The organism is Rhizobium esperanzae, assembly GCF_002204185.1.
Taxonomy (GTDB): Bacteria; Pseudomonadota; Alphaproteobacteria; order Rhizobiales; family Rhizobiaceae; genus Rhizobium; species Rhizobium esperanzae.
The window spans coordinates 121,106-145,632 of the sequence record NZ_MXPU01000013.1 but is presented as its reverse complement, the minus strand read 5'-3'; the positions used below and the strand labels follow the sequence as shown (position 1 = coordinate 145,632).

Below are 24,527 nucleotides of genomic sequence, written 5' to 3'. Positions count from 1 at the left end.
TCATCTGTCCAGCGGGTCGCGGGCGATCTTGGCGTTGATTTCGGAAATGACCTTCTCGAAATCCTCGGCAAGCGAGAAATCCCGGTAGACCGAGGCGTAGCGCACGAAGCCGACATCGTCGAGGCTCTTCATGGCTTCAAGCACCTGCAGGCCGATCTGCTCGGAGGAGATTTCCGTCTCGCCGGAGCTTTCGAGCCGGCGGACGATACCGGAGACGGCGCGCTCAATACGATCCCGCTCAACGGGGCGCTTGCGCAGCGCCACTTCGAAGGAGCGCACCAGTTTGTCGCGATCGAAGGGCACCTTGCGGCCGGTCTTCTTGATGACCATCAGCTCGCGCAGTTGCACACGCTCGAAGGTGGTGAAGCGGCCGCCGCAATCCGGACAGATACGCCGCCGGCGGATGGACGTATTGTCCTCCGCCGGACGCGAATCCTTGACCTGGGTATCTTCCGAACCGCAATAGGGGCAGCGCATCGCTACTCCTTACCCCATGTAGTCATACATGGGGAAGCGGTCTGTGAGGTTGACCACCTTGCCGCGCACGGCGGCTTCGACGGCAGCGTTGCCGTCATCGGAATTGGCGACCTTGAGGCCGTCGAGCACTTCGACGATCAGGTTTCCGATTTCGCGGAATTCGGCCTCCTTGAAGCCGCGCGTCGTGCCAGCCGGTGCACCCAAGCGCACGCCCGAGGTGACGAAGGGCTTTTCCGGGTCGAAGGGAATGCCGTTCTTGTTGCAGGTGATATAGGCGCGGCCGAGCGCTGCCTCTGCGCGCTTGCCGGTGGCATTCTTCTTGCGCAGGTCGACCAGCATGAGATGGTTGTCGGTGCCGCCGGAGACGACGTCGAGGCCGCCTGCGATCAGCGTTTCGGCCAACGCCCGGGCGTTCTTGACGATCTGAGCAGCGTAATCCTTGAATTCCGGCTGCAGCGCCTCGCCGAAGGCGACGGCCTTCGCAGCGATGATGTGCATCAGCGGACCACCCTGGAGGCCCGGGAAGACGGCCGAATTGAACTTCTTGGCCAGATCCTCTTCATTGGTGAGGATGACGCCGCCGCGTGGGCCGCGCAGAGACTTGTGGGTTGTCGTCGTTGCGACATGGCAGTGCGGGAACGGCGACGGATGCTGGCCGCCGGCGACAAGACCGGCGATGTGGGCCATGTCGACCATCAGATAGGCGCCGACCGAGTCGGCGATCTCGCGGAAGCGCTTCCAGTCCCAGATGCGGGAATAGGCGGTGCCGCCGGCGATGATCAGCTTCGGCTTGTGCTCTTCGGCTTTGCGGGCGACTTCATCCATGTCGAGCAGGTTGTCGCCTTCACGCACGCCGTAGGAAACGACGTTGAACCACTTGCCGGACATGTTGACCGGCGAACCATGCGTGAGGTGGCCGCCCGAATTCAGGTCGAGACCCATGAAGGTGTCGCCCGGCTGCAGCAGCGCCAGGAACACGGCCTGGTTCATCTGCGAGCCGGAATTCGGCTGAACGTTGGCGAAATTGACGCCGAACAGCTTCTTGGCGCGCTCGATCGCCAGTTCCTCGGCAATGTCGACGAACTGGCAGCCGCCGTAATAACGCTTGCCGGGGTAACCCTCGGCATATTTGTTGGTCATGATGGAGCCCTGGGCTTCCAGCACGGCGCGGGAGACGATGTTCTCGGAAGCGATCAGTTCGATCTCGTGCCGTTGGCGACCGAGTTCCTTTCCGATCGCGCCGAAGATTTCCGGATCGACGTCCGCAAGCGAGCGATTGAAGAAGGATTCGGTGGAAGCATTGGTCATGGGCGGGCTCCTCAACTGGAATGCGCTGAGGTATTAGCCTTCCGCTGTGGCAAGGGCAATACGAAGAACGACATTTGCTGAGCAAAGCGCGCGCTCCAGTCATTTTGCGACAGCGCGGCGCCGAGTGAACGATGGCGACGGGACGAGCGCCCCCGCCGATATAAAAAAACCGCGCCGGGAGGGCGCGGTTCGAGGGTGCGATGCAGAGGTCGCCGCTTATTGCACCGGCTGTTCCATGCCAGCCGTGGTATCGAGCGCCAATTCGGCATTGCCATCCATCTGATAGATGTCGTCGCGGAACTGGACGATGCCGTCGGGCATGCCCCAGGCGGAGATGTAGACGAAATAGACCGGAACTTCGGTGGCGAGCTTGATTGGCGTGTTGACGCCGCTTGCGATCACCTGCTCCATCTGCTGGCGGCTCCAGCCCGGCGTCTCGCGCAACAGCCAGGTCGACAGGTCGCGCACGTTCTGAACGCGGACGCAGCCCGACGACTCGAAACGCATGAGCTTGTTGAACAAGCCCTGCTGCGGCGTGTCGTGCATGTATTCGCCGTTCTTGTTGTAGAAGTTGATCTTCGTCGACGCCATGGCGTTGATCTTGCCCGGGTCCTGGCGGAACATCAGGTTCGGCGCCTCGCCGTTCCAGTCGACAGTCTCCGGAGAAACCTCGTTGCCCTTGCCGTCGATCAGGCGGATCGCGTTCTTTTCGAGATAGGTCGGATCCTTGCGCATCAGCGGCATGATGTCCTTTTCGACGATCGAGCGCGGCGCGGTCCAGTATGGGTTGAGGATGACTTCGTAGATCTTCGAGTTGACGAGATGCGTCGGGCGGCTCAGACGGCCGACGACCGCGGTGTGGCGGGTGGCAACGCTGCCGTCTTCGACAGCCTCGACATAGGCGGCCGGAATGTTGACCATCAGATGGCGGCGGCCGAGATCTTCCGGGAAGGTCTGCAGGCGGACCAGGTTGGTGTTGAGCTGCTGCAGGCGGACATCGGCCGGAATGTTCATCGCCTTCAGCGTGAACTCGCCGAGAACGCCGTCGGACGGCAGGCCGTGACGCGCCTGGAAGCGCTTGACAGCGCCGTCGACATAAGAATCGAAGGCGTTCGACATGCCTGCCTCGCGCGGTAGGTCGCCGGTGATCGCAAGGCGCTGGCGCAGCGCCTGGACGGCGGGAGAGGAAACGCCGAGCTGCAGGCGCTGATCACCGGGATTGACTTCAGGCCAGCCGCCGGCGGCCGCAATCTGCTGATACTGCATGATCGCCTGCTGGGCACTCGCGACCGACTGGGGACCGAGGATCGGCGTGTTGGAAACGACGGCGGTCGCCGTGCGCGAAGCCGCCTTGGCATCGAACTGGTCGTCCCAGTTGCCGCGGCGCGGCGCGTTGATCAGCGTATCGAGCGCCGACTGCGCCAATGCCGGCGCGGCCATCGCGCTGGCGCCAATCGTTGCCGCGGACGCAAGGAAAGCGCGGCGCGAGAGAGCTTCATTTCCGTTTTTCTTCGACATAGTCCCAACCACTGAATGCCGCATGCAAGGAAGCGCGGCGCTTTGCGATATCACTGCGCCGTAACGCAGATCCCTATCCATTCGTTCTCCCGGCACATCGGAATATTCCGCCCGTCGCATCACAAGATTGCGATGCGAAAGTCTGAACGTTCCTGGTCCATTGAAAGCGCCGGTTGCTAACCTTCCGCTGCCACACCAATATGGCCAATTCGTGTTGCCTAGACCGCAGATGTCAGCCTATGGCCGAGTCATCACGCAACGAACCATGTGACGAGGTAAATCGTGCCGGTTAATAACGGCTAAAAAACGGCTTGAATACCGGCCCTTACGCTTGGCCGCCGTGCGTTGCAAAGATGCCACGCGGAGCGCAAACGGCAAAACCGGACGCGCAGGGAACGCATCCGGTTTTCTTCAACCCTGAAAGGAGGTCGAGGGTCTTAGAGGCGATACATGATCGAGTCGTTCCAGAAGCGATCCAGGCGCTGGAGCAGCTTGTTCATCTGGGTGAACTCGTCGGTGCCGATGCCGCCGACCTTGTCGATCGAGGCGATGTGGCGTTCGTAGAGCTTGGCGACCGTTTCGGCGATGTCCTGGCCGGTTTCGGTCAGGCTGATGCGGACGGAACGGCGGTCGATGCGGGAGCGCTGGTGGTTGATGAAGCCGAGATCGACCAGCTTCTTGACGTTGTAGGAAACGTTGGAGCCGAGATAGTAGCCGCGGGAGCGCAGCTCGCCGGCGGTCAGCTCGGAATTGCCGATGTTGAAAAGGAGCAGCGCCTGGATGGCGTTGACGTCGCTGCGACCCTGACGGTCGAACTCGTCCTTGATGACGTCGAGAAGACGGCGGTGAAGACGTTCGACAAGATGAAGGGATTCCATGTAAAGATCACGGATGCCCTGATCCTGTTGGTCACGGAAGTTGGATACCGCCTGCGGCTTGATTTTCGTGTTCATATTGACTGCCTCACTGTTTGTTTGGCGGTGTCGTTTTCTTCCCGCCTTGAGTGAGACCCTATCGAATACATATAAAATTCGACTTAAACCGCAGGCTTAATGGAGCCTTACCGGTAACTCCACGTTGTCTCAGGGTAAATCAACACTTACCTGGCGGCGGTGCCGGCGCTTTTCCAGCCACAGCAACAGGCGGAAAATGCAGTAGACCGCGGCGACCATGAGATGCAGCAGGATGATCAGCTTGTTGGGCCCGAAAATGTCAGGCAGCAGACCATACATCAGGATCTGCCCGCCTGCGGCCAGCACCCAGATAACCGGCCCCCAGGAGACGGTGAGCCAGAGGCCGAGCGAGGCGACGGGAAAAAGCACGGCAAGGCTGGTGCTCGCCACCTTCCACGGCAGGCTCAATAGATCGAAGCGGCCGGCGCCGACCAAGGAATAGCCGACGAGCATCGCCCAATATTGCAGCCCGAACCAGAAGCAGGATACGGCCACCAACCTCAGGAAGAGGATGAAGAGAAGATCCGCCAGAGTGCGTTTCGGTATTGTCGGGGAATCGGTTTCCATGGCGCAAACATCGGTTCGGGATCGGATCGTTACAAGCAGTCTTTCCGCCGCGGCCAATCGTCCGGTTTGGATTTTCCGGGCGCCATGATAATGAGCGCTCCGATAAATGGAATGGGCCAGGGATAGATATCATGCAGGATAAGACGCATCTCGTCGACGACATCACCGGCCATCGCCGCATGCGGCGCAATCGCAAGGCAGACTGGACGCGCCGGCTGGTGCAGGAGAACCGGCTGACGGTCGACGACCTGATCTGGCCGATCTTCATCGTGCCGGGCTCCGGTATCATTGATCCGATCCCCGCCATGCCCGGCGTCAACCGCATGAGCATCGACAAAGCCGTCGAGGCCGCGCGTGAAGCGGCCGACCTCGGCATACCGGCGCTGGCGACCTTTCCCAACATCGAGATGGAGTTGCGCGACGAGACCGGCTCGAACAGCCTCGAGGCCAACAATCTGATCAATCAGGCAACAGTGGCGATCAAGAAGGCGGTGCCCAATATTGGCGTCATCACCGACGTCGCGCTCGACCCCTTCACCAGCCATGGCCATGACGGCATTCTGAGAGACGGCGAGATCGTCAACGACGAGACGGTCGATCAGGTGTCCCGCGCCGCCGTGATGCAGGCCGATGCCGGCGCCGACATCATCGCACCATCGGAGATGATGGACGGGCGCATCGGCGCCATCCGCATGGCGCTCGATGCGGCCGGCCACCAGGGCGTCGGCATCATGAGCTATGCGACGAAATTCGCGTCCGCCTTCTACGGTCCCTATCGCGAGGCGATCTCCACGGGCGGGCTGCTGAAAGGCGACAAGAAGACCTATTATATCGACCCCGCCAACGGCACCGAGGCGATCCGCGATGCGGCCCTCGACGTCGAAGAAGGCGCCGACATGCTGATGGTAAAGCCCGGCCTGCCCTATCTCGATATCTGCTGGCGGATGAAGGAGGCCTTCGGCCTGCCGACCTTCGCCTACCAGGTGTCCGGCGAATATTCGCAGATCAAGGCAGCGGCGATGAACGGCTGGATCGACGGCGAGCGCGCGATGCTCGAAACGCTACTGTCGTTCAAGCGGGCGGGATGCGACGGCATCCTCACCTATTTCGCGGTCGAGGTGGCGAAAATTCTCGCAAAGAAGTGATTTCGGGGCGAATGATTGTATTTCGCCCCGCCAACACCATATCAGCGGTGTCGCGTTGCGAGAGGAGATTGAGATGAGCTACAACCCCAATCCGCTTTATGCCGCACCGGAGGACTGGCGCGCCTATAGCGGCGTGTTGAGCCGCCGTGTCTTTGCCTTCATCCTCGATTACCTCATCGTGGCGCTGCTCTGCATTCCCGCCGCGATCGTTCTGTTCTTCCTGTCGATCGTCACGCTCGGCCTCGGCTTCTTCCTTTACCCTGCCCTCTTCGTCATCGTCGCCGGCCTTTACTTCGGCCTGACAGTCGGCGGGCCGAGCCAGGCTTCGCTCGGCATGCGGGCAATTGGGATCGCGATCGTGCGCGTCGATGGACGGCCGATGGATTTCCTGACGGCGATCGTGCATCTGGCGCTGTTCTGGATCCTCAACTCGGTGCTGACGCCGCTCATCCTGCTTGCCGGCCTGTTTATCGAGCGCAGCCGTCTCATCCACGACCTCCTGGTCGGCACGGTGACGGTGCGCACTGCCTGAAACCTGCCTGCCTGAGATCCTGGCGGAGACGAAAAAGTCTCCGCCTTCCCCTGTACCGGGGGTGACGACGCTCCATATCCAAGATTAGAAGGCTGAAATGTACAGCGAAGGCCGCCGCGCTGTTGACGTTTTCTATTCTTAGGTCATGCTGTCAGAAAACGGCACTGTCTCGACAAGGAAATTTCCGCGACACATGAATACGCAGACGACGCCATCCCCGCAGTTTTATCTGACGGCTCCGGCTGCGTGTCCGTATCTGCCGCATGAGATGGAGCGCAAGGTCTTCACCCATCTGGTCGGCCCGCGGGCCGCCGAAATGAACGACATCCTCACCCAGGGCGGGTTCCGCCGCTCGCAGAACATCGCTTACCGTCCGGCCTGCGAATCCTGTCGCGCCTGCGTTTCCGTGCGGATTCTCGCTCAGGAATTCGAACCGACGAAATCGATGAAACGGGCGCTTGCCGCCAATTCCGACGTCATAGCCACCGAATTCGCAGCCCAGCCTTCCAGCGAGCAATATTCACTGTTCCGGCGCTATCTCGATTTCCGCCACCAGCAGGGCGGCATGTCCGACATGACCGTGCTTGATTATGCGATCATGGTGGAAGACACGCATGTGAACACGCGAATCATCGAATACCGCCGGCGCGAGGAAGGCTCCGGGCTGGAGGAGCGGCCGAAGGGCGAGCTGCTTGCCGCCGCGCTGACCGATACGATGAGCGATGGGCTGTCGATGGTCTATTCCTACTTCAATCCGGCGCTCGAGCGGCGTTCGCTCGGCACATTCATGATTCTCGACCATGTCAGGCGCACGAAAGCGCTCGGCCTGCCGCATGTCTACCTCGGCTATTGGGTTCAGGGATCACGGAAAATGGACTATAAGACCCGTTTCCAGCCGCAGGAGCATCTGACCCCGCGCGGCTGGGAGCGTTTCGACCCCTCCTCCATGCCCGAAAGCACCCACGACTGAATGTTCCCCACCGCTCTTTCCGATCATCGGAAAGGCCTGCTGCTGACGGCGATCGGCGGGCTGGCGCTTTCCATGGATATCCCGCTCGTCCGTCTTGGCGACGGTGACATCTGGTCAATTCTCGGAATGCGGAGCGCGGCAACGGTTGTCGCCACACTCGTCATCCTCGGAGCAATGCGCCTTGTTTCGGGCAAGTCGCCGGTGCTCGTTCCAGGGCGACCGGGTCTGATCGCCGGTCTGCTCTACGGTCTTTCCTCCCTCACCTTCGTGCTGGCCGTCTTCAACACGGCCACAGCCAATGTCGTCTTCATCGTGGCCTTCAACCCGATGTTCGGGGCTCTTCTTTCCTGGATTTTCCTCAAAGAGAAGCCCCCGGCCGCAACGCTGATCGCCATGCTGTTCATGATATCAGGCGTCGGATTGATCGTGAGCGAAGGACTTTCCAGCGGCCATGTTTTTGGCGACGCCATGGCGCTTCTCAGTGCGCTCATTCTTGCCGCAGCCATTACGGTCGGGCGTGCCTCGCGCCGGCAAATGGGCTTCGTGCCGCTGCTAGCCGCCATCCTGCCGGCTGTACTCGGCCTCACACAGGCTCTGTCCTCAGGGCTTGCTATCGCCCATCCCGGCTGGATCCTCTTCAACGGCGCCATCGTGATGCCGGTCGCCTTCTGGTGCCTGGCGACCGGGCCACGTTATCTGTCCGCGCCTGAAGTCGGCATGTTCTATCTGCTGGAAACCGTGCTCGCGCCGATCTGGGTCTGGCTGATCTTTGCCGAAATGCCCGCGACGATGACACTCGTCGGCGGCGGCATCCTGACGGCAACGATCGCCGTGCATTCCCTCTGGATGGCCCGACGCCAGAGCGTCAGGCAAGTCTCTTGATGTGACCTTGTCGCCTGCTCGACGCAGGCACCTTCCCTCGGCCGGCCGATGCATAAGGCCAATTACGGCTGCGACGATGTCATCGGACTCGCCGCAGCGCATCTTTTCGGCCTTGCCCGCAACCACGCATTCGTCGACGGCAACAAACGCATCGCGATCGTCACCGCCGGTGTATTCCTTCTCGAAAATGGCTATGAGATCGAGACCACCGACGCCAATCTCTACGCTTTCGTCCTTGCCATCGCCGCCGGCGAGATTGACGAGGAAGGTGCGACGCGCTTTCTGCGTGACTTCAGCGTGCCGCTCAACCGGTAGCCTTCAACTGCTGCTGTTCCAGTTCCCTGCCGAGCGCTTCGACGACATGCGCCCAGCCTTTCCGTGTTTTCTCCTCGTGTGCGGCCCATTCGGCGCACATTTCATGGGTCAACGTAAGGCGGCTGCCGCCGCCGAGAGGCTCGATGTCGATTTCGACGCGATCGCAATTGTGGTCGTGCTCCTCGACGGAAAAGCTGAAGACCATGCGTTGCGGGCGCTTCAATTCCAGGAAGACGCCCTGATGAAAGGCGTCGCCGGTCGGGCGGCGGTCGACGACGAAGAAACGTCCACCGACGCGCGGATCGATGTCGGCACGGATGACGTGACCATCATCGGTTGCAAACAGGAAGCGGCGGGCAATTTCGGGGTTGAGCCAGGCGTCGTAGACCACAGCGGGCGGGGCCTTGTAGGTCTGGCTGACATGCAATTTGATGGTGCTGGCGGGCATCGATTTTCCTCCGGTAGGGGCACGCGCGCCTTCCCGAAGCGCAACGAACCACAGCCGTTCCGTCCGCCCACGCAACCGGCCTTCTCTTCTTTTTGTTAACAGGAATGAGATAGAGACGTTGCCGCGCCCGCCAAGAGCCGAGCGCAGAATTTATTTCCGCCTGAAATAATGAGTTACAACCCCGCACCTCAGGTGAACGCGGCAGTATGAACTCAGCCAGCGAATTTGCCGCTGCGCGGAAAACCCTTTGGCACGGTGCGGCCAGCGCTGGCGCGGTCGCCCAGCCATTCGGCGAGCTCGTCCTTGTTCTTCGTGAAGGTGCGGCCGGCGCTGTCTTCCCAGACGAGGCCGTCCGATATCGCGAAGCAGCGGACGTCGGAAATGCCACCATCCTTGTAGCGCTGCAGGCGCACACCCTTGCCGCGCGACATTTCCGGCACCTGCGCGAGCGGAAATACCAGCAGCTTGCGGTTTTCGCCGACGACGGCGACATGGTCGCCGCTGACGGGCACCAGCAGTTGCGTTTCCTCCGGCAGCGCGACATTCATGATCTGCTTGCCTTTGCGCGTATTGGCGACCAGCTCCGCCTCTGGAACGACGAAGCCGTTGCCCGCCGTCGAGACGATCAGCTGCTTGCGCGTGGGATCGTGGACAAAGGCGGTCAGCACCGCCTGGTCGTTGTCCATGTCGACCATAATGCGCAATGGTTCGCCGTGGCCGCGACCGCCCGGCAGCTTATCGCCGCCGAGTGTGAAGGCCTTGCCGCCTGTCGTGACGATCAGGATCTTGTCCGTCGTCTGCGCCGGGAAGGCCACTTTCAAGCCGTCCCCTTCCTTGAAGGTCAGCGTCGCCGTGTCAGAGATGTGGCCCTTCAGGGCGCGGATCCAACCCTTTTCTGATATGACGACGGTGATCGGCTCCTTCTCGATCATCGCCTGCTGGATCGCCTCTTCATCGGCCTCAGGCGCTTCGGCGAACTCGGTGCGGCGGCGGCCGACCTCGGTCGCCTTGGCGAATTTCTTCTTCACTTCGCCGATTTCCCAGGCGACCGTCTGCCACTGCTTGTCGTCGGAGGCAAGCAGCGCCTCGATCTCGCTCTTTTCCTTGGTGAGTTCGTCGAACTCCTTGCGGATCTCGAATTCTTCCAGCTTGCGCAGGGCGCGCAGCCGCATGTTGAGGATCGCTTCGACCTGGTTATCAGTCAGATCCCATCGCGCCATCATCACGGGCTTCGGCTCGTCTTCCTCGCGGATGATCCGGATCACCTCATCGATGTTGAGGTAGGCGATCAGAAGACCGCCGAGGATTTCGAGACGCTTGTCGATTGCGGCCAAACGGAAGCGTGACCGGCGCTGCAAGACCTCGCGACGGTGGTCCAGCCACTCCTTCAGCACCTCGTTCAGCGCCATGACCTTGGGAATGCGCCCCATGGACAGGACGTTCATGTTGAGCGGGAAGCGGCTTTCGAGCTCCGTCAGCTTGAACATCGATTCCATTAGGATCGTCGGATCGACGCTGCGGGACTTTGGCACCAAGACGATGCGGATGTCCTCGGCCGATTCATCGCGGATGTCTTCCAACAGCGGCAGCTTGCGGGCGATCAGCAGTTCAGCGATCTTTTCGATCAGCCGCGATTTCTGCACCTGGAAAGGAATTTCGGTGACGACGATCTGGTAACCGCCACGGCCCAAATCCTCCGTCTGCCATTTCGCCCGCACGCGGAAACCACCGCGGCCGGTGCGATAGCTCTCGATGATGCTGTCGCGGCTGTCGATGATGATGCCGCCTGTGGGGAAATCCGGGCCGGGAATGAATTCGACGAGCTTTTCGACGGTCGCATCGGGATGCTTGATCAGATGCAGGGCGGCGTCGCAAAGCTCGTGGGCATTGTGCGACGGGATCGAGGTCGCCATGCCGACGGCGATGCCGGAGGAGCCGTTGGCAAGCAGGTTCGGGAAGGCGCCGGGAAGGACAACCGGCTCGGAATTCGATTCGTCATAGGTGTCGCGGAAATCGACGGCGTCCTGATCGATGCCTTCGAGCAGCAGTTCGGACACCGCCGTCATCTTCGATTCGGTGTAACGCATGGCGGCGGGGCTGTCGCCGTCGATATTGCCGAAATTGCCCTGGCCGTTGACCAGCGTGTAGCGCTGCGAGAAATCCTGGGCGAGACGGGCAAGCGCGTCATAGATCGACTGGTCGCCGTGCGGATGGTAGTTACCCATCACCTCGCCGACGATCTTGGCGCATTTTCTGAAGGCTGAAGTCGGCCTCAGACCCATCTCGTTCATGGCATAGACGATGCGGCGATGGACGGGCTTCAGCCCGTCGCGCACGTCAGGCAAGGCGCGATGCATGATGGTCGACAGCGCATAAGCGAGATAGCGCTGCTCGAGCGCCGCCTTGAGGTCGACCGGCTGGATGTTGTCGTCGTCTCCGCCGGAAGGCGGCAAAATCTCTTGTCCCATGGGTCCTGACTAGCCCAGAAGTGGCCGGCGGGCAAGGAATCCGGGCCATTGCAGCTGTGGATGAAGTCTTGGCACCGACATCAAAGGATGAGACAAACGTTCCACCGCAATTTGGACTTCGTTTGCCGTTCCTTTCAACAGAAATTTAGAAGTCCGTAAATATAAAGCGGGCCCAATCCGTAGTAGCGTAACTGCAGATTTTAGAACCGCCACACGCCACCAGAGGAATCACCCCATGAACTTTTACCGGACAACGCGGCTGATGCTGTCGAGCGCAGCCTTTTTCTCGCTCGCCGGCTCGGCCTTCGCTCTCGATGGCACCGATCTGCTGAACAAGATCAATGCCGCTTATGCCGCACAGGGCGGGACGATTGCAGCTGAGAACATCGACATCGACGGCACGACCGTGACGTTGAAGAATGTCACCCTCAAGCCGACCGGCGGCGAAAGCCTGCCCATCGGCGAAATCACCCTTTCCGGCGTCGAAGAAGACGAGGACGGCGGCTATTACATCGAAGAAGCTGCCTTCCCCGACATCAACAAGACCCAAGACGGCGTGACTGTGACGGCGCAGGAACTGACGCTCGGCGGCATCTCCGTGCCGGCAACGGCTGGCGGCGACTCGCTCGATACGATGATGCTCTACGAAACCGCCCATACCGGCCCGCTGAAGGTGGTCAAGGACGGTGCGGAAGTGTTCTCGCTGCTGCAAACCGACATGAACCTGACGCTGCGCGAAGACGAATCCGGCTTCGATTTCGAGGGCGCCTTCAAAAGCATGAAGGCCGATCTCAGCAAGGCCGAAGACGCGCAGAGCAAGGACGCGATCGAGAAGCTCGCCCTGCAGCACGTCCAGGGCGACATTACAATGAAGGGCGCCTGGGAACTCGCGCCCGGCACGATCGATATTTCGGAATTCGCCTTCGACTTCACCAATATCGGCAAGCTGAATCTTGGCTTCAAGATCTCGGGTTACACGATGGCCTTCATGAAATCGATGCAGGACGCCATGAAGGAATCCGAAGCCAATCCGAACAAGGAACAGTCGCAGCAGGCGCTCGGCCTTGCCATGCTCGGCCTGATGCAGCAGCTGTCCTTCGAGGCCGCACAGGTGCGTTTCGAAGATGCGTCGATCACCAAGCGCGCGCTTGATTACGCCGGTTCGCAGCAGAACATGTCCGGCAAGCAGATGGCGGATTCGCTGAAGGCGATGACGCCGATCATGCTGGCGCAGCTCAATATCCCGGAACTGCAGAACGCCGTTTCGGCCGCGGTCAACACCTTCCTCGACGACCCGAAGAGCCTGACCGTCAAGGCCGCTCCCGAAAAGCCGGTGCCGTTCCCAACGATTGTCGGTGCTGCCATGGGCGCTCCGAACACGCTGCCGCAGGTGCTCGGCGTCAAGGTTTCGGCCAACGACTGATCGCCTGGCTTTCTTCACGAGAGCAGGCTCGGCAGTTCCGCCGCCGAGCCTTAGGAATGTGCAGGCATCGGCACAAATGAAAAGCCCGGCGATTGCGATCGCCGGGCTTTCTCATTCGAAAAACGAACCGAACTCAGTCCTTCTTGACCGGCGGGATCGGCCGGATCGCGAGTTCGCGCAACTGCGTCGGCGTTGCCGGGCTCGGTGCGCCCATCAGCAAGTCCTGAGCCTGCTGGTTCATCGGGAAGAGCGAGATTTCGCGCAGGTTCTTCGCGCCGACGAGCAGCATGATGATGCGGTCGATGCCAAAGGCAGCGCCGCCATGCGGGGGCGCGCCATACTGGAAGGCGCGGTAGAGGCCGCCGAAGCGGTCCTCGACGTCCTGCTGGCTGAGGCCGATCTTCTCGAAGGCGGCAACCATGGTTTCCGGCGACTGGTTACGGATCGAACCGGAGGCGATCTCGAAGCCGTTGCAGACGGCGTCATACTGGAAGGCCTTGATCGTCAAAGGATCCTGGTTCTGCAGCGCGTCGAGACCACCCTGCGGCATCGAGAACGGGTTGTGGGCGAAATCGACTTTCTTCTCCTCGTCGTTCCATTCGAAGAAGGGGAAATCGACGATCCAGCAGAGTTCGAAGCGATCGCGGTCGACGAGGTTCAGTTCTTCGCCGGCCTTGGTGCGGGCCTCACCGGCAAACTTGTAGAACTTTTCCGGCTCGCCGGCGACGAAGAAGCAGGCGTCGCCGTCACCGAGACCGAGCTGGGTCCGGATCGCATCGGTGCGCTCCTCGCCGATGTTCTTGGCAAGCGGTCCGGCGCCTTCGACCTTCTCACCTTCATTGCGCCAGAAGATGTAGCCGAGGCCCGGCTGGCCCTGGCTCTGCGCCCAGGCGTTCATGCGGTCGCAGAAAGCGCGCGAGCCGCCGGTTTTGGCCGGGATCGCCCAGATCTGGACCTTCGGGTTGGAGGCGATCATGCCGGCGAAGACCTTGAAGCCGGAACCGGCGAAATGCTCGGTCACCGCTTCCATGACGATCGGGTTGCGCAGATCCGGCTTGTCCGTACCATATTTGCGGATCGCCTCGTCATAGGGGATGCGCGGCCATTCCTTGGTGACCGGCTTGCCTTCGGCAAACTCCTCGAACACCTTGGTCATCAGCGGACCCATCGTGTTCCAGACGTCTTCCTGGGTGACGAAGCTCATTTCGAGGTCGAGCTGGTAGAATTCGCCCGGCAGGCGATCGGCGCGCGGGTCTTCGTCACGGAAGCACGGCGCAATCTGGAAGTAACGGTCGAAACCTGCGACCATCAAGAGCTGCTTGTATTGCTGCGGCGCCTGCGGCAGAGCGTAGAAGGTGCCGGGATGAATACGGCTCGGCACGAGGAAGTCGCGCGCGCCTTCCGGCGAGGAGGCCGTCAGGATCGGCGTGCTATACTCGGTGAAGCCCGCGCCGCCCATTTCACGGCGCATGGCCGAAATCACCTGGGTGCGCTTGACGATGTTCTTGTGCAGGGTCTCGCGGCGAAGATCGAGGAAGCGATACTTGAGGCGAACGTCTTCCGGATAATCGGGCTCGCCGAAGACCGGCAGCGGCAATTCCTTGGCGGCGGAGAGCACTTCGATCTCCTGCGCATAGAGCTCGATCTCGCCGGTCGCCATGGTCTTGTTGACGGTGTCTTCGGTACGGGCCTTGACGAGGCCGTCGATGCGGATGACCCATTCGCCACGCACGGTCTCCGCCGTCCTGAAGGCGGGGCTATCCGGGTCGGCGACGACCTGGGTGATGCCGTAATGGTCGCGAAGGTCGATGAAAAGAACGCCACCATGATCGCGAACGCGATGGACCCAGCCGGCGATGCGGACGGTCGAGCCGACATCCGTCTTGCGGAGGGCGGCACATGTGTGGCTGCGGTAGCGATGCATGATCTCAAATCCTGGCATGTGGCTGAAGACGGCAGCAGGGGTTCGAAGACCCTCCCGCGCCGACAAGAAAATCGGGCGGAAAAGCGCATGGACGCTCCGATTTGTCAAGGCTTAGCGCGCCCCGCCCCTGGGTTTGGCATGCGTTTATGGCGAGGCTGCGACCCCAGGCTGCGGCAGTTTGGCCGCGTTTCCCATATTGATGAAGATGCGGCTCAACTTTAAAAGGATCGACATTCTCGTCCTGGAGCCTCTGCATGCCTTTGCTGACCCGCCGCAACCTTCTGAAGGCATCCGCCGTCGCCGGCGCCTATGGCGCCGGCATCGCCGTTGCCGGCAAATTCGGGCTTGCCGAGGCGGCGCCGGAGCCGCAGCTGCTGACTGCTGTGAAAACCGAGGCCTTGCTGATCGAGGCGGGTCCGACCAGGGATGTCATGAGCTGGGGCCATGACGGCATGCCGCCGGTTCTGAGGATGACCAAGGGGCGGCCCTACGCGGCAAGGCTGAAAAACGGGCTCGATGAGCCGACGACGATCCATTGGCACGGGCTTCGCATCGACAACCGCATGGATGGCGTGCCCTTCGTGACGCAGCCCTATATCTATACCGGCGACAGCTTCGATTATGCCTTCACGCCGCCCGATGCCGGCACCTTCTGGTATCATCCGCATTGCAACACGCTCACGCAGATGGGACACGGCATGACCGGCATGCTCGTCGTCGAGGATCCGGCCGATCCGGAATTCGATGCCGAGGTGCTGCTGAACCTGCGCGACTGGCGCCTTGGCGGCGACGGGCAGTTCATCGCGCCCTTCCGGCCGCGCGACGCTGCCAAGAGCGGTACCTACGGCACGGTGCGCACGGCCAACTGGCGCCAGGAGCCGCAATATGATGCGCCGGCCGGCGGGCTGGTGCGGCTGCGCATTGCCATCACCGACGTGACGCGCATCTTCTCGCTGAAGATGGCGGGAGCCGATGCGACCGTCATCGCAATCGACGGCAATCCGGTGCCCAAACGCTTCCCCCTCGACCTCCTGCAGATCGGGCCGGGCCAGCGGCTCGATCTTGCCGTACGCATGCCGGATGGCGAAGGCGCCGTCGCGACGCTGGAAGACATTCGCGGCACGGCGCCGAAGACGATCGCCAGCCTGCGTGCGGTCGGAGCATCGCTGAAGCGGCATATCGGCGATCTCGGACCTCTTGGCCGAAATCCTGTTCCGAAGGCCGATCTTTCCGCTGCCGAACAGATCCCGCTCGTGTTGAGCGCCACAGCGGAAAATGCCGCCGTGGAAAGTATCTGCGGCACGCTCGGCTACAGCTTCTGGGCCATCAACAAGGTGCCGTGGCCCGGAGACACCCCCGATCCGACGGCGCCGCTGGCGGAACTGAAGCTCGGCAAGAGCTATGTCTTCAACCTCGAGAACACCACGCCACACGCGCATCCGATCCACCTGCACGGAATGAGCTTTACGGTGATCTCCTCCTCGACGCGCGAGGTGATGCCGCTGGTGTCCGACACCTACCTCGTCCAACCGGATGAGAAGGTACAATTGGCCCTTGTCGCCGACAATCCCGGCGACTGGGTGCTGCATTGCCATATCATCGAACATCAGAAGACGGGAATGACCAGCTATATCAGAGTGAGCTGAAGCACTCGCCTTGCCTCAGTTTGGACGTGATTCTTCTTCAGCAATGCGCGAAGCCTGTGCTGTTGTATTGACATATCGAAGCGAAAGGAGAAGGAAGGTTCAACCAACCTTTTCCTTGCGAATGAATTGATATGATCGAAACCACCGCCGATTTGGCGGCCGCCTGCAAAGAGCTGGCCAAGTCCGACTTCATTACCATCGACACCGAATTCCTGCGTGAGACGACCTTCTGGCCGGAGCTCTGCCTGATCCAGATGGCAAGCCCGACACTGGAAGTTCTCGTCGATCCACTGGCCAAGGGCATCGACCTCGCCCCCTTCTTCGAGCTGATGGCCGACACGAAGGTGTTGAAGGTCTTTCACGCGGCGCGCCAGGACATCGAAATCATATTCAATCGCGGCAATCTCATTCCGCATCCGATCTTCGACACGCAGGTCGCAGCCATGGTCTGCGGTTTCGGCGACAGCGTCTCCTATGACCAGCTGGTCGGCCGCATCAAGAACGTCCATATCGACAAGTCGTCGCGCTTCACCGACTGGAGCCGCCGGCCACTCTCCGAAAAGCAGCTGGAATATGCGCTGGCCGACGTCACGCATCTGCGCGATGTCTATCTGTCGCTGAAGGCCGAACTCGATCGTGAAGGCCGCACATCGTGGCTGCGCGAGGAAATGGACATTCTCGAAGCGCGTGAAACCTATGACATGCATCCTGACGACGCCTGGCAGCGGCTGAAGATGCGTCTGCGCAAGCCGCAGGAGCTTGCAATCCTGAAATATGTCGCCGCCTGGCGTGAGCGCGAAGCGCGGGCGCGCAATGTGCCGCGTTCGCGCGTATTGAAGGACGATGCGATCTACGAGCTCGCCCAGCAGCAGCCGAAGGATGCCGAAGCGCTGGGCCGCTTGCGCACCATTCCGAAAGGCTGGGAACGTTCGGCCGCCGGGACGGCGGTCGTCGAGGCGGTCAATGCGGCGCTCGCCCTTCCGAAAGCCGAGATGCCGCATGTGCCTCGTCAGGCACAGGCCCCGGAAGGCGCAGCTGCCGCCGTCGAACTCTTGAAGGTGCTGCTGAAGCTGATCTCGGAGAAACATGGCGTGGCGCCGAAAGTGATCGCCAACAGCGAGGATCTCGATAAGATTGCCGCCGATGGCGAGAAGGCCGACGTCGCTGCCCTGCACGGCTGGCGGCGTGATCTTTTCGGCGAGCCGGCGCTCCAGCTGATCCAGGGCCAGATCGGGCTGCGTTTCGCCGGCCGAAAGGTTGAAACCGTCAGCCTCTGAAACCAAATCGAATTCGCTTGACGCTTTTTTCCCAGCTGAAACAATGACTGGAGGAAACCTCAGGCGAAGAGGCGGCATGCGGGAAATATCTCCAACGCAGAACTGGATCTTGATCGCGATCGTGCTGGCTGCCAGCGGCGTCGTTTACGATCTGATGTTCTACTCCAATCAGACGCCCGTCATCGGGGCGATCTTCGCGCTCTTCATCGGCATGCCGATTCTCGCCTTCGAGCGCAAAGTTCTGTTTCGCACCCTCTACAGACGCATCCAGAGGCTGCCGACCTTCGTGTTCATCATCACGGAACTGGTGGTCTACGAGATCCTGATGAGCATCGGCTTCGCTTGCGCCGGCCTCCTGCTCTGGTCGCTCGGCATGCTGAAGCCGTCGTCGTTCCTCGACCTCGTCATCATGCCGTTCGAGGTCTTCCTCTATGCGCTTGCCGTCTGCTCGGCACTGATCTTCATCCTGCGCGTACGGGAATTGCTTGGCCGCGAAGTATTCGTCAGCATGCTCATCAGCCGCTATCGCAATCCGGTCAAGGAAGAGCGTGTCTTCCTCTTCATCGATCTCGTCGATTCGACAGCTTTCGCCGAAAATCATGGCGACCTCAGAGCACAGCAGCTGCTGAGCTCACTGTTTGCGACCTTCGCGGAACCAGTCCGGCGCCACAAGGGCATGATCAACGACTATGTCGGCGATGCGGCGATCATTACCTGGCCACTTGCCCGCGGCGTCAAGGATGCGCGCTGCGTTCGCTGCATCTTCGATATCCTCGCCGATATCGAAGCCAATGCCGCCGGCTGGCGAAAAAATTACGGCCAGGTGCCGAAGCTTCGCGTTGCCCTTCATGGCGGCGAGATCATCACGGCGGAAGTCGGCGTCGACCACCACAAGATCAGCTATTTCGGCGATACGGTGAATACGACCGCCCGGCTGGAGACGCTCTGCCGCAGTCTGAACCGGCAGGTGCTGATTTCCGCGGAGCTGGCCCGGCGCATGACTTTTCCCGACGACATTTCCTGCGAAGATCTCGGGATCCATGCCGTCAAGGGACGCGGCCAGGCACTCGGCGTCATGGCACTTTCCTCGCGTGCGGTGACGGTGCTGAACACGCCCGCGGTCGTTCTGCACGGCTGAGCAACGCTCTTACCACCGCGTCACTAAAGCTTCACCCAACCGTCAATTCGCTGATACGGAAGCCCTGTTAAGCGGAAGCCATTCGCATCCGTTTCATGGGGATATTATGAAGAACCTCCTTTTTGCGTCCGTATCGCTTTTCATCCTGATTGCCGGCCCCGTTTCGGCCGATCAGCAGCGATTCCCGGCCAAGCTCGCCGGCCAGGCGATCCTGCCTGCCAGCACCATGGTGCCGGCTCCGGCCGACGCGCCTGACTTCCTCAAGCATTCCGGCAAGTTCACGACGCCGGACCGCAAGCGCACCGAAGCTCTCGGCACCGTTCCCGGCAAAGACGGCGCCCGCGTGACCGATCTGAAGCTTCCGTTCGACGGCCAACCGATCCAGGGTTTCTCGGGCATCAAGACGATGGCCGATGGCACCTTCTGGACGCTCTCCGATAATGGCTTCGGTTCCAAGGCCAACTCGTCCGACTCCATGCTGTTCCTGCACCAGATGAAGTTCGATTGGACTGCCAACAAGGCTGAGGTCGTCAAGAACCTCTTCCTCTCCGATCCGAACAAGATCGCACCCTTCCCGATCGTGCTCGAAGGCACGGATACGCGCTACCTCACCGGCGCCGACTTCGACATCGAGTCGATTCAGCCGGTTGCCGACGGCTTCTGGCTCGGCGATGAATTCGGTCCCTATATCCTCAAGGTCGATACCGAAGGTCGCCTGACGGACGTGATCCCGACCACGCTCGACGGCAAGCCGGTGCTCTCGCCCGACAATCCGCTGATCCAGCTGCCGGGCAATCCGGCCGCCAAGATGCCGGTCTTCAACCTGAAGCGCTCCGGCGGCTTCGAAGGCCTTGCCATGTCGAAGGACGGATCCAAGCTCTACGGCCTGCTGGAGGGCGCCATCTACGGGGATGACGGCATGATGGAAACAGCCGACGGCCACACCGCCATCCGCGTCATCGAATTCGACGCCGCCGCGAAGAAGTGGACCGGCCGCAGCTGGCTTTATCCGTTCGAGGACAAGGGCGTGTCGATCGGCGATTTCAACATGCTCGACGACACCACCGCTCTCGTCATCGAGCGCGACAGCGGCGCCGGCACCAGCGACAAGGCCTGCGCCGACCCGAAGCAGCCGAAGCCGGATTGCTTCGAAGCGCCGGCCGTGCTGAAGCGCGTCTACAAGATCGAATTCAACGATGCCAATGTCGGCAAGGCGGTCCGCAAGATCGGTTATATCGACCTCCTTGATATTCAGGACCCCGACAACAAAAAGAAGGCGGGCAGCAGGGATGGCGTCTATGACATGCCGTTCGTCACCATCGAAAACGTCGACCGCGTCGATGCCACGCACATCATCATCGGTAACGACAATAATCTGCCCTTCTCGGCCGGCCGCTCTGTCGACAAGGCTGATGACAACGAGTTTAGCCTGCTCGAGGTTGGCGAGTTTTTGAACGCGAAGTAATTGGGGGTTCTAGTGTGAGATTGAGAGGGCGGTGCGTCAGTGCCGCCCTTGTTGCGGCGGTTGTGCCGTGCGGGCCCCCCTCTGCCCTGCCGGGCATCCCCCACAGGTGGGGAGATTGGCTGGGCACAACGATTCCGCCAAACTATACTGCTTAGCATCAGTAGATTGCTGGAAAGGGACCGAGCGATCACCTCCTGCCAATCTCCACCCTTGCGGGGAGGTACCCGGCAGGGCAGAGGGGGTGCCCCATGGCACAACCGCCGCAAATCAACCTACTCGAACCGAAACGCCAGCCTCTTGTTCGTCAACCGCGACAACTGCTGCAGGCGGCCGTCCAGGCGCTCGCCGGCGAAGTCCCGGTATTCCGGCGGCACCACGAATTCGAGGTCGAAGTCCGGGTTTGACGATTTGCGGAAGGTCAGGTTCTTGACGATGCCGGGCATGGAGGCCGAGAAGAGATAGACGACCCGCAGCATGCCGCCGAGCAGTTTGGCGCGGTCGATGAACTGAGGGGTGGCGATCTGCGCCAGCGGACCGGTGGCGCCGTCGTCGTGCAGGCCCTCGAAACGGTAGTAGTTGGTGAGCGCGATGAAGGCGCGGCCGGGATGGCTGATGCCGACGAAGGAGGAGTGGGCGATGACGTTCAGCGCCTGCAGGCCACGATAGTCGGGATGGGCGCGCCAACTGATATCGGCAAGCAGACAGGCGGCCTGACGATAGCGGCTTTCCTCTTCGGTTTCCTGGACGCCGAACAAGGGCATCATCCGACCAGTCCATTCCGCCAGTTCGCGGGCATGCTCGGGCGAACGGGCACGCAGAATCGCCAATTCACCGGCAGCCGCCAGCAACGGATCGAGGCGGCGCTCACCTTCCGACAGCAGTGAGTAGAGATACCCTTCGCGCACGCCCTGTGCCGAGAAGGAAATCACCGACGGCTTCATGACGCTCAAGACTTCCTTCATGGCGATGGCGCCGAAAGGCAGCAGCGAACGGCGATGCTTGGAGACGGCCTGAAGGGCCGGCTCCTTGGAATCGCGCGCGGTGGCCACCTGATCGAGGAACAGCATCATCGCTTCGAGCGATACCTCATAGCCCTGCATCATATGCAGCGGATAATTGGTAATCTCCATGTGCAGCTTGGCGATGTTTCGCCAGGTGCCGCCGACGGCATAGAAGGTGCGCCCCTCACCTTTCGCCAGGAGCTTTGCCGTCTTCACCTGCTTGCGGGCAAAGGTGCGTGCCTTGGAGAGCGAGCCGCCGGAATATTCCGACAAGCGCAAACCGCCGAGCGGCAGGGTGATGCCCTTGCCGACTTCCTTGCCCTTGATGTCGATCAGTTCAAGGGAACCGCCGCCGAGGTCGCCGGCAATGCCGTCAGGATTGAAGAAGCCGCTAATGATGCCGAGCGAGGCGAAGCGAGCCTCCTCCTCACCTGAAAGCACCCGGACGTGGCGCTGCAGGATCGTCTCCGCCTGATGGATGAAGTTGGGACCGTTGCTCGCCTCGCGGGCGGCGGCAGTCGCCAGCACATACATGGTGGCGGCCCGCGCCTGATCGGACAGGGCCTTGAAACGGTGCAGCGCCGCCAGAGCCCGGGCGACGCTCTCTTCATCCATCTTGCCGGTGACGGCTATGCCTTTGCCGAGGCCGCAGAGGACCTTTTCGTTAAAGAGGATCGTAGGCGAACGGGACAGGCCTTCGTAGACGACAAGACGAATGGAATTCGATCCGATGTCGACGACGGAGACCGGGGCGATCCCTGGAAGGCGCCCCTGGGCTTCAGATTCAACCATATGGTCCAGTTTTACTTGTTGTTGCGGCCTTCGAGCAGACCGGCGATCAGTTTCGGCGCGCTTGATTTCAGAGCTTCACCACGGCCCGACAGGCTCGGATTGGTCATGAAATACTGCTGCGCATTGAACGGTTCCTCGCCCCTGCGCACTTCCATGCGCCGCGACGTACCGTCGGGCAATATCTCGTAGCTTTGTTGATTGTCAATCACGTTGCCGAGCATAATCTGTGACAAGACCTGCTCATGAACAGTCGGATTCGTCAGCGGAACCATGGTCTCGACGCGGCGGTCGAGATTTCTCGGCATCATGTCGGCCGAGCCGATATAGACCAGCGCCTTATCCGACGGCAGGCCATGGCCGTTGCCGAAGCAGAAGATGCGGCTGTGTTCGAGGAAGCGGCCGACGATCGACTTGACGCGGATCTTCTCCGAGAGACCGGGCACCTGCGGACGCAGGCAGCAGATGCCGCGCACAACGAGATCGATTTCGACACCGGCATGGCTGGCGCGATAGAGCGCATCGATGATGTCGGGGTCGACAAGCGAGTTCATCTTCATCCAGATCGCCGCCGGCGTGCCGTTCCTGGCATGCTGAATCTCTTCCTCGATGTGACGCAGGATACGCGAGCGCAACGTATAGGGCGAGACGGCGAGCTGCATGCCCTCTTCAGGTTCGCCATAGCCGGTGATGAAGTTGAAGATATTCGCCATGTCGTGGGCGATGACGGGATTGCAGGTGAAATAGGAGAGATCCGTATAGATCTTGGCGGTGATCGGGTGGTAGTTGCCGGTTCCCAGGTGACAATAGGTCCTGAGCTTCCCTTCCTCGCGGCGGACGACCATCGACATCTTGGCGTGGGTCTTGAGCTCGATGAAACCGAATACGACCTGCACGCCGGCGCGTTCGAGATCGCGCGCCCAGCGGATATTCGCCTCTTCGTCGAAGCGGGCCTTGAGCTCCACCAACGCCGTCACCGACTTGCCGGCTTCAGCGGCGTCGATCAATGCACGCACGATCGGGCTGTCGTTCGAGGTGCGGTAAAGCGTCTGCTTTATCGCCAGAACGTCAGGATCGCGCGCAGCCTGGAGAAGGAACTGGACCACCACGTCGAAGGATTCGTAGGGGTGATGGACGACCATGTCCTTCTCGCGGATGGCGGCGAAGCAGTCGCCGGCATGTTCGCGGACGCGCTCGGGAAATCGCGCATTGTAGGGCTGAAACCTGAGATCGTCGCGCGGCGCCTTGGTGATCTCCGACAGAGTGTTCAGCGCCAGGAGCCCCGGCAGAACGGCGACGCGATTGTCGGGGATGCTGAGTGCCTGCACGACGAACTGACGTAGCGAGGCCGGCATTTCCGAATCGGTCTCGATGCGGATGACTTTGCCGCGGCGGCGCCGCTTCAGTGCCGTCTCGAAAAAGCGCACGAGATCCTCGGCCTCTTCCTCGACTTCGATATCACTGTCGCGTATGACGCGGAACGTACCGGAACCCTGCACCTCGTAGCCCGGATAGAGACGGTGGATGAAGATGTTGGCGACATCTTCCAGCGTGATGTAGCGGATTGTGTTCGCGTCATCCGGCAGGCGGACGAAGCGGTCGAGCGCCGGCGGCAGGCGCAGCAGCGCCGTCATCGGTTCGCGGCCATTCTTGCTGACGAGCTGCAGCCCGATCGAAAAACCGAGATTGGGAATAAAGGGGAACGGATGGGCCGGATCGATGGACAGCGGCGTCAGCACCGGGAAGATCGCCTGTTCGAATTCGGCGGCGAGCCATTGGCGGTCTGCATCGCTTAAGGCGCCCGGGCGCACGATCAGAATGTCTTCCTTGGCGAGATACTGCTGCAGCACGGCGAGCGAAGCCTGCTGCTCCATCTGCAGATGGTCGATCTCCTGCAGGATCGAATCGAGCTGTTCGGCCGGTGTCTTGCCGTCGGGGCTGCGGATGGCGATGTTCTGGCGCACCTGACCTTCGAGGCCGGCGACGCGTACCATGAAGAACTCGTCGAGGTTGGCGGCCGAAATCGACAGGAAGCGGACGCGCTCGAGCAGCGGATGTTCGGTATTCAGCGTCTCTTCCAGGACACGGCGGTTGAACTGCAGCCAGGAGAATTCGCGGTTGATGAAGCGCTCGGGGCTTGCCAGCAACTCTTCCAGCGGGGGCACGTTGTCGTTGGTTTCCGGAGTGAGTTCCTGATGTTCTGCGACTGCGCTGTCCATGGTCGGCTTACCCCGTTTTCAATCGCGACGGCAATTATATCAGTTTCACGACGGAACTGTGA

General features: G+C 61.1%; 19 protein-coding genes and 1 pseudogene. 10 read left to right on the top strand and 10 right to left on the bottom strand.

All coding sequences use genetic code 11. The features are described from left to right. The 5 genes from nrdR to B5E41_RS20005 all read right to left on the bottom strand — a co-directional run bounded on the left by nrdR (position 1) and on the right by B5E41_RS20005 (position 4,823). Positions 1-477 (bottom strand): transcriptional regulator NrdR, encoded by a 477-nt coding sequence (nrdR, locus tag B5E41_RS20025; RefSeq protein ID WP_003547190.1) that lies wholly within the window; start codon positions 475-477, stop codon positions 1-3. Positions 478-486: 9 nt separating this feature from the next. Further along, positions 487-1,785, bottom strand: a complete 1,299-nt coding sequence (gene glyA / locus B5E41_RS20020; RefSeq protein WP_088395788.1) for a serine hydroxymethyltransferase — start codon at positions 1,783-1,785, stop codon at positions 487-489. Between the two features lie 216 nt (positions 1,786-2,001). Next, a complete protein-coding gene (locus B5E41_RS20015) occupies positions 2,002-3,303 on the bottom strand; it encodes a L,D-transpeptidase family protein (protein ID WP_064811670.1) in 1,302 nt (433 codons plus the stop codon). Positions 3,304-3,740: 437 nt separating this feature from the next. Next, entirely contained in the window at positions 3,741-4,256 is a 516-nt protein-coding gene (ldtR, locus tag B5E41_RS20010) for a transcriptional regulator LdtR (RefSeq protein WP_004673822.1), read from the bottom strand. Between the two features lie 129 nt (positions 4,257-4,385). Continuing rightward, on the bottom strand, positions 4,386-4,823 hold the full coding sequence (locus B5E41_RS20005; RefSeq protein ID WP_064811669.1) for a DUF6163 family protein: 438 nt from the start codon (positions 4,821-4,823) through the stop codon (positions 4,386-4,388). Between the two features lie 131 nt (positions 4,824-4,954). On the opposite strand from B5E41_RS20005, the gene hemB reads away from it, so the two are divergent. The 5 genes and pseudogenes from hemB to B5E41_RS19980 form a co-directional block, all read left to right on the top strand. Continuing rightward, positions 4,955-5,968, top strand: a complete 1,014-nt coding sequence (gene hemB, locus B5E41_RS20000; RefSeq protein ID WP_088395787.1) for a porphobilinogen synthase — start codon at positions 4,955-4,957, stop codon at positions 5,966-5,968. A gap of 73 nt (positions 5,969-6,041) precedes the next feature. Continuing rightward, entirely contained in the window at positions 6,042-6,500 is a 459-nt protein-coding gene (locus B5E41_RS19995; protein WP_088395786.1) for an RDD family protein, read from the top strand. Between the two features lie 193 nt (positions 6,501-6,693). Next, entirely contained in the window at positions 6,694-7,470 is a 777-nt protein-coding gene (locus tag B5E41_RS19990; RefSeq protein WP_088395785.1) for an arginyltransferase, read from the top strand. Further along, the gene (locus tag B5E41_RS19985; RefSeq protein WP_088395784.1) at positions 7,471-8,352 is read left to right on the top strand and encodes a DMT family transporter; all 882 of its coding nucleotides are present in this window, start codon (positions 7,471-7,473) and stop codon (positions 8,350-8,352) included. A 33-nt stretch (positions 8,353-8,385) separates the two neighbouring features. Next, positions 8,386-8,667, top strand: a pseudogene (locus B5E41_RS19980) (type II toxin-antitoxin system death-on-curing family toxin); the annotation flags it as partial. Here B5E41_RS19980 and B5E41_RS19975 read toward each other — a convergent pair. Both B5E41_RS19975 and parC read right to left on the bottom strand, forming a co-directional pair. Next, the gene (locus tag B5E41_RS19975) at positions 8,657-9,115 is read right to left on the bottom strand and encodes an SRPBCC family protein (RefSeq protein ID WP_064801682.1); all 459 of its coding nucleotides are present in this window, start codon (positions 9,113-9,115) and stop codon (positions 8,657-8,659) included. The pseudogene B5E41_RS19980 and the gene B5E41_RS19975 sit on opposite strands and share 11 nt — an antisense overlap. A gap of 212 nt (positions 9,116-9,327) precedes the next feature. Continuing rightward, positions 9,328-11,583 carry a DNA topoisomerase IV subunit A gene (gene parC, locus B5E41_RS19970; protein ID WP_088395783.1) on the bottom strand — a complete coding sequence of 752 codons (2,256 nt, stop codon included), beginning with the start codon at positions 11,581-11,583 and terminating at the stop codon, positions 9,328-9,330. A 235-nt stretch (positions 11,584-11,818) separates the two neighbouring features. Here parC and B5E41_RS19965 point away from each other — a divergent pair, with 235 nt between their 5' ends. After that, on the top strand, positions 11,819-13,006 hold the full coding sequence (locus tag B5E41_RS19965) for a YdgA family protein (protein WP_088395782.1): 1,188 nt from the start codon (positions 11,819-11,821) through the stop codon (positions 13,004-13,006). Between the two features lie 133 nt (positions 13,007-13,139). Here the strand turns inward: B5E41_RS19965 and aspS are convergent, their stop codons facing one another. Further along, positions 13,140-14,930, bottom strand: coding sequence for an aspartate--tRNA ligase (gene aspS / locus B5E41_RS19960; protein WP_088395781.1), 1,791 nt, complete (start codon positions 14,928-14,930; stop codon positions 13,140-13,142). 254 nt (positions 14,931-15,184) lie between these two features. On the opposite strand from aspS, the gene B5E41_RS19950 reads away from it, so the two are divergent. From B5E41_RS19950 to B5E41_RS19935, 4 genes are all read left to right on the top strand, one after another. Then, entirely contained in the window at positions 15,185-16,576 is a 1,392-nt protein-coding gene (locus B5E41_RS19950) for a multicopper oxidase family protein (RefSeq protein WP_088395780.1), read from the top strand. A 131-nt stretch (positions 16,577-16,707) separates the two neighbouring features. Continuing rightward, positions 16,708-17,853, top strand: coding sequence for a ribonuclease D (gene rnd / locus B5E41_RS19945; RefSeq protein ID WP_088395779.1), 1,146 nt, complete (start codon positions 16,708-16,710; stop codon positions 17,851-17,853). Between the two features lie 76 nt (positions 17,854-17,929). Next, positions 17,930-18,991 (top strand): adenylate/guanylate cyclase domain-containing protein, encoded by a 1,062-nt coding sequence (locus tag B5E41_RS19940; RefSeq protein WP_088395778.1) that lies wholly within the window; start codon positions 17,930-17,932, stop codon positions 18,989-18,991. Between the two features lie 106 nt (positions 18,992-19,097). After that, positions 19,098-20,456, top strand: a complete 1,359-nt coding sequence (locus B5E41_RS19935) for an esterase-like activity of phytase family protein (protein ID WP_088395777.1) — start codon at positions 19,098-19,100, stop codon at positions 20,454-20,456. Between the two features lie 272 nt (positions 20,457-20,728). On the opposite strand, the gene ppx is transcribed toward B5E41_RS19935, so the two are convergent. Next, positions 20,729-22,249 (bottom strand): exopolyphosphatase, encoded by a 1,521-nt coding sequence (ppx, locus tag B5E41_RS19930; protein ID WP_088395776.1) that lies wholly within the window; start codon positions 22,247-22,249, stop codon positions 20,729-20,731. Between the two features lie 11 nt (positions 22,250-22,260). After that, entirely contained in the window at positions 22,261-24,465 is a 2,205-nt protein-coding gene (locus B5E41_RS19925) for an RNA degradosome polyphosphate kinase (protein WP_088395775.1), read from the bottom strand. Positions 24,466-24,527 lie beyond the last annotated feature (62 nt).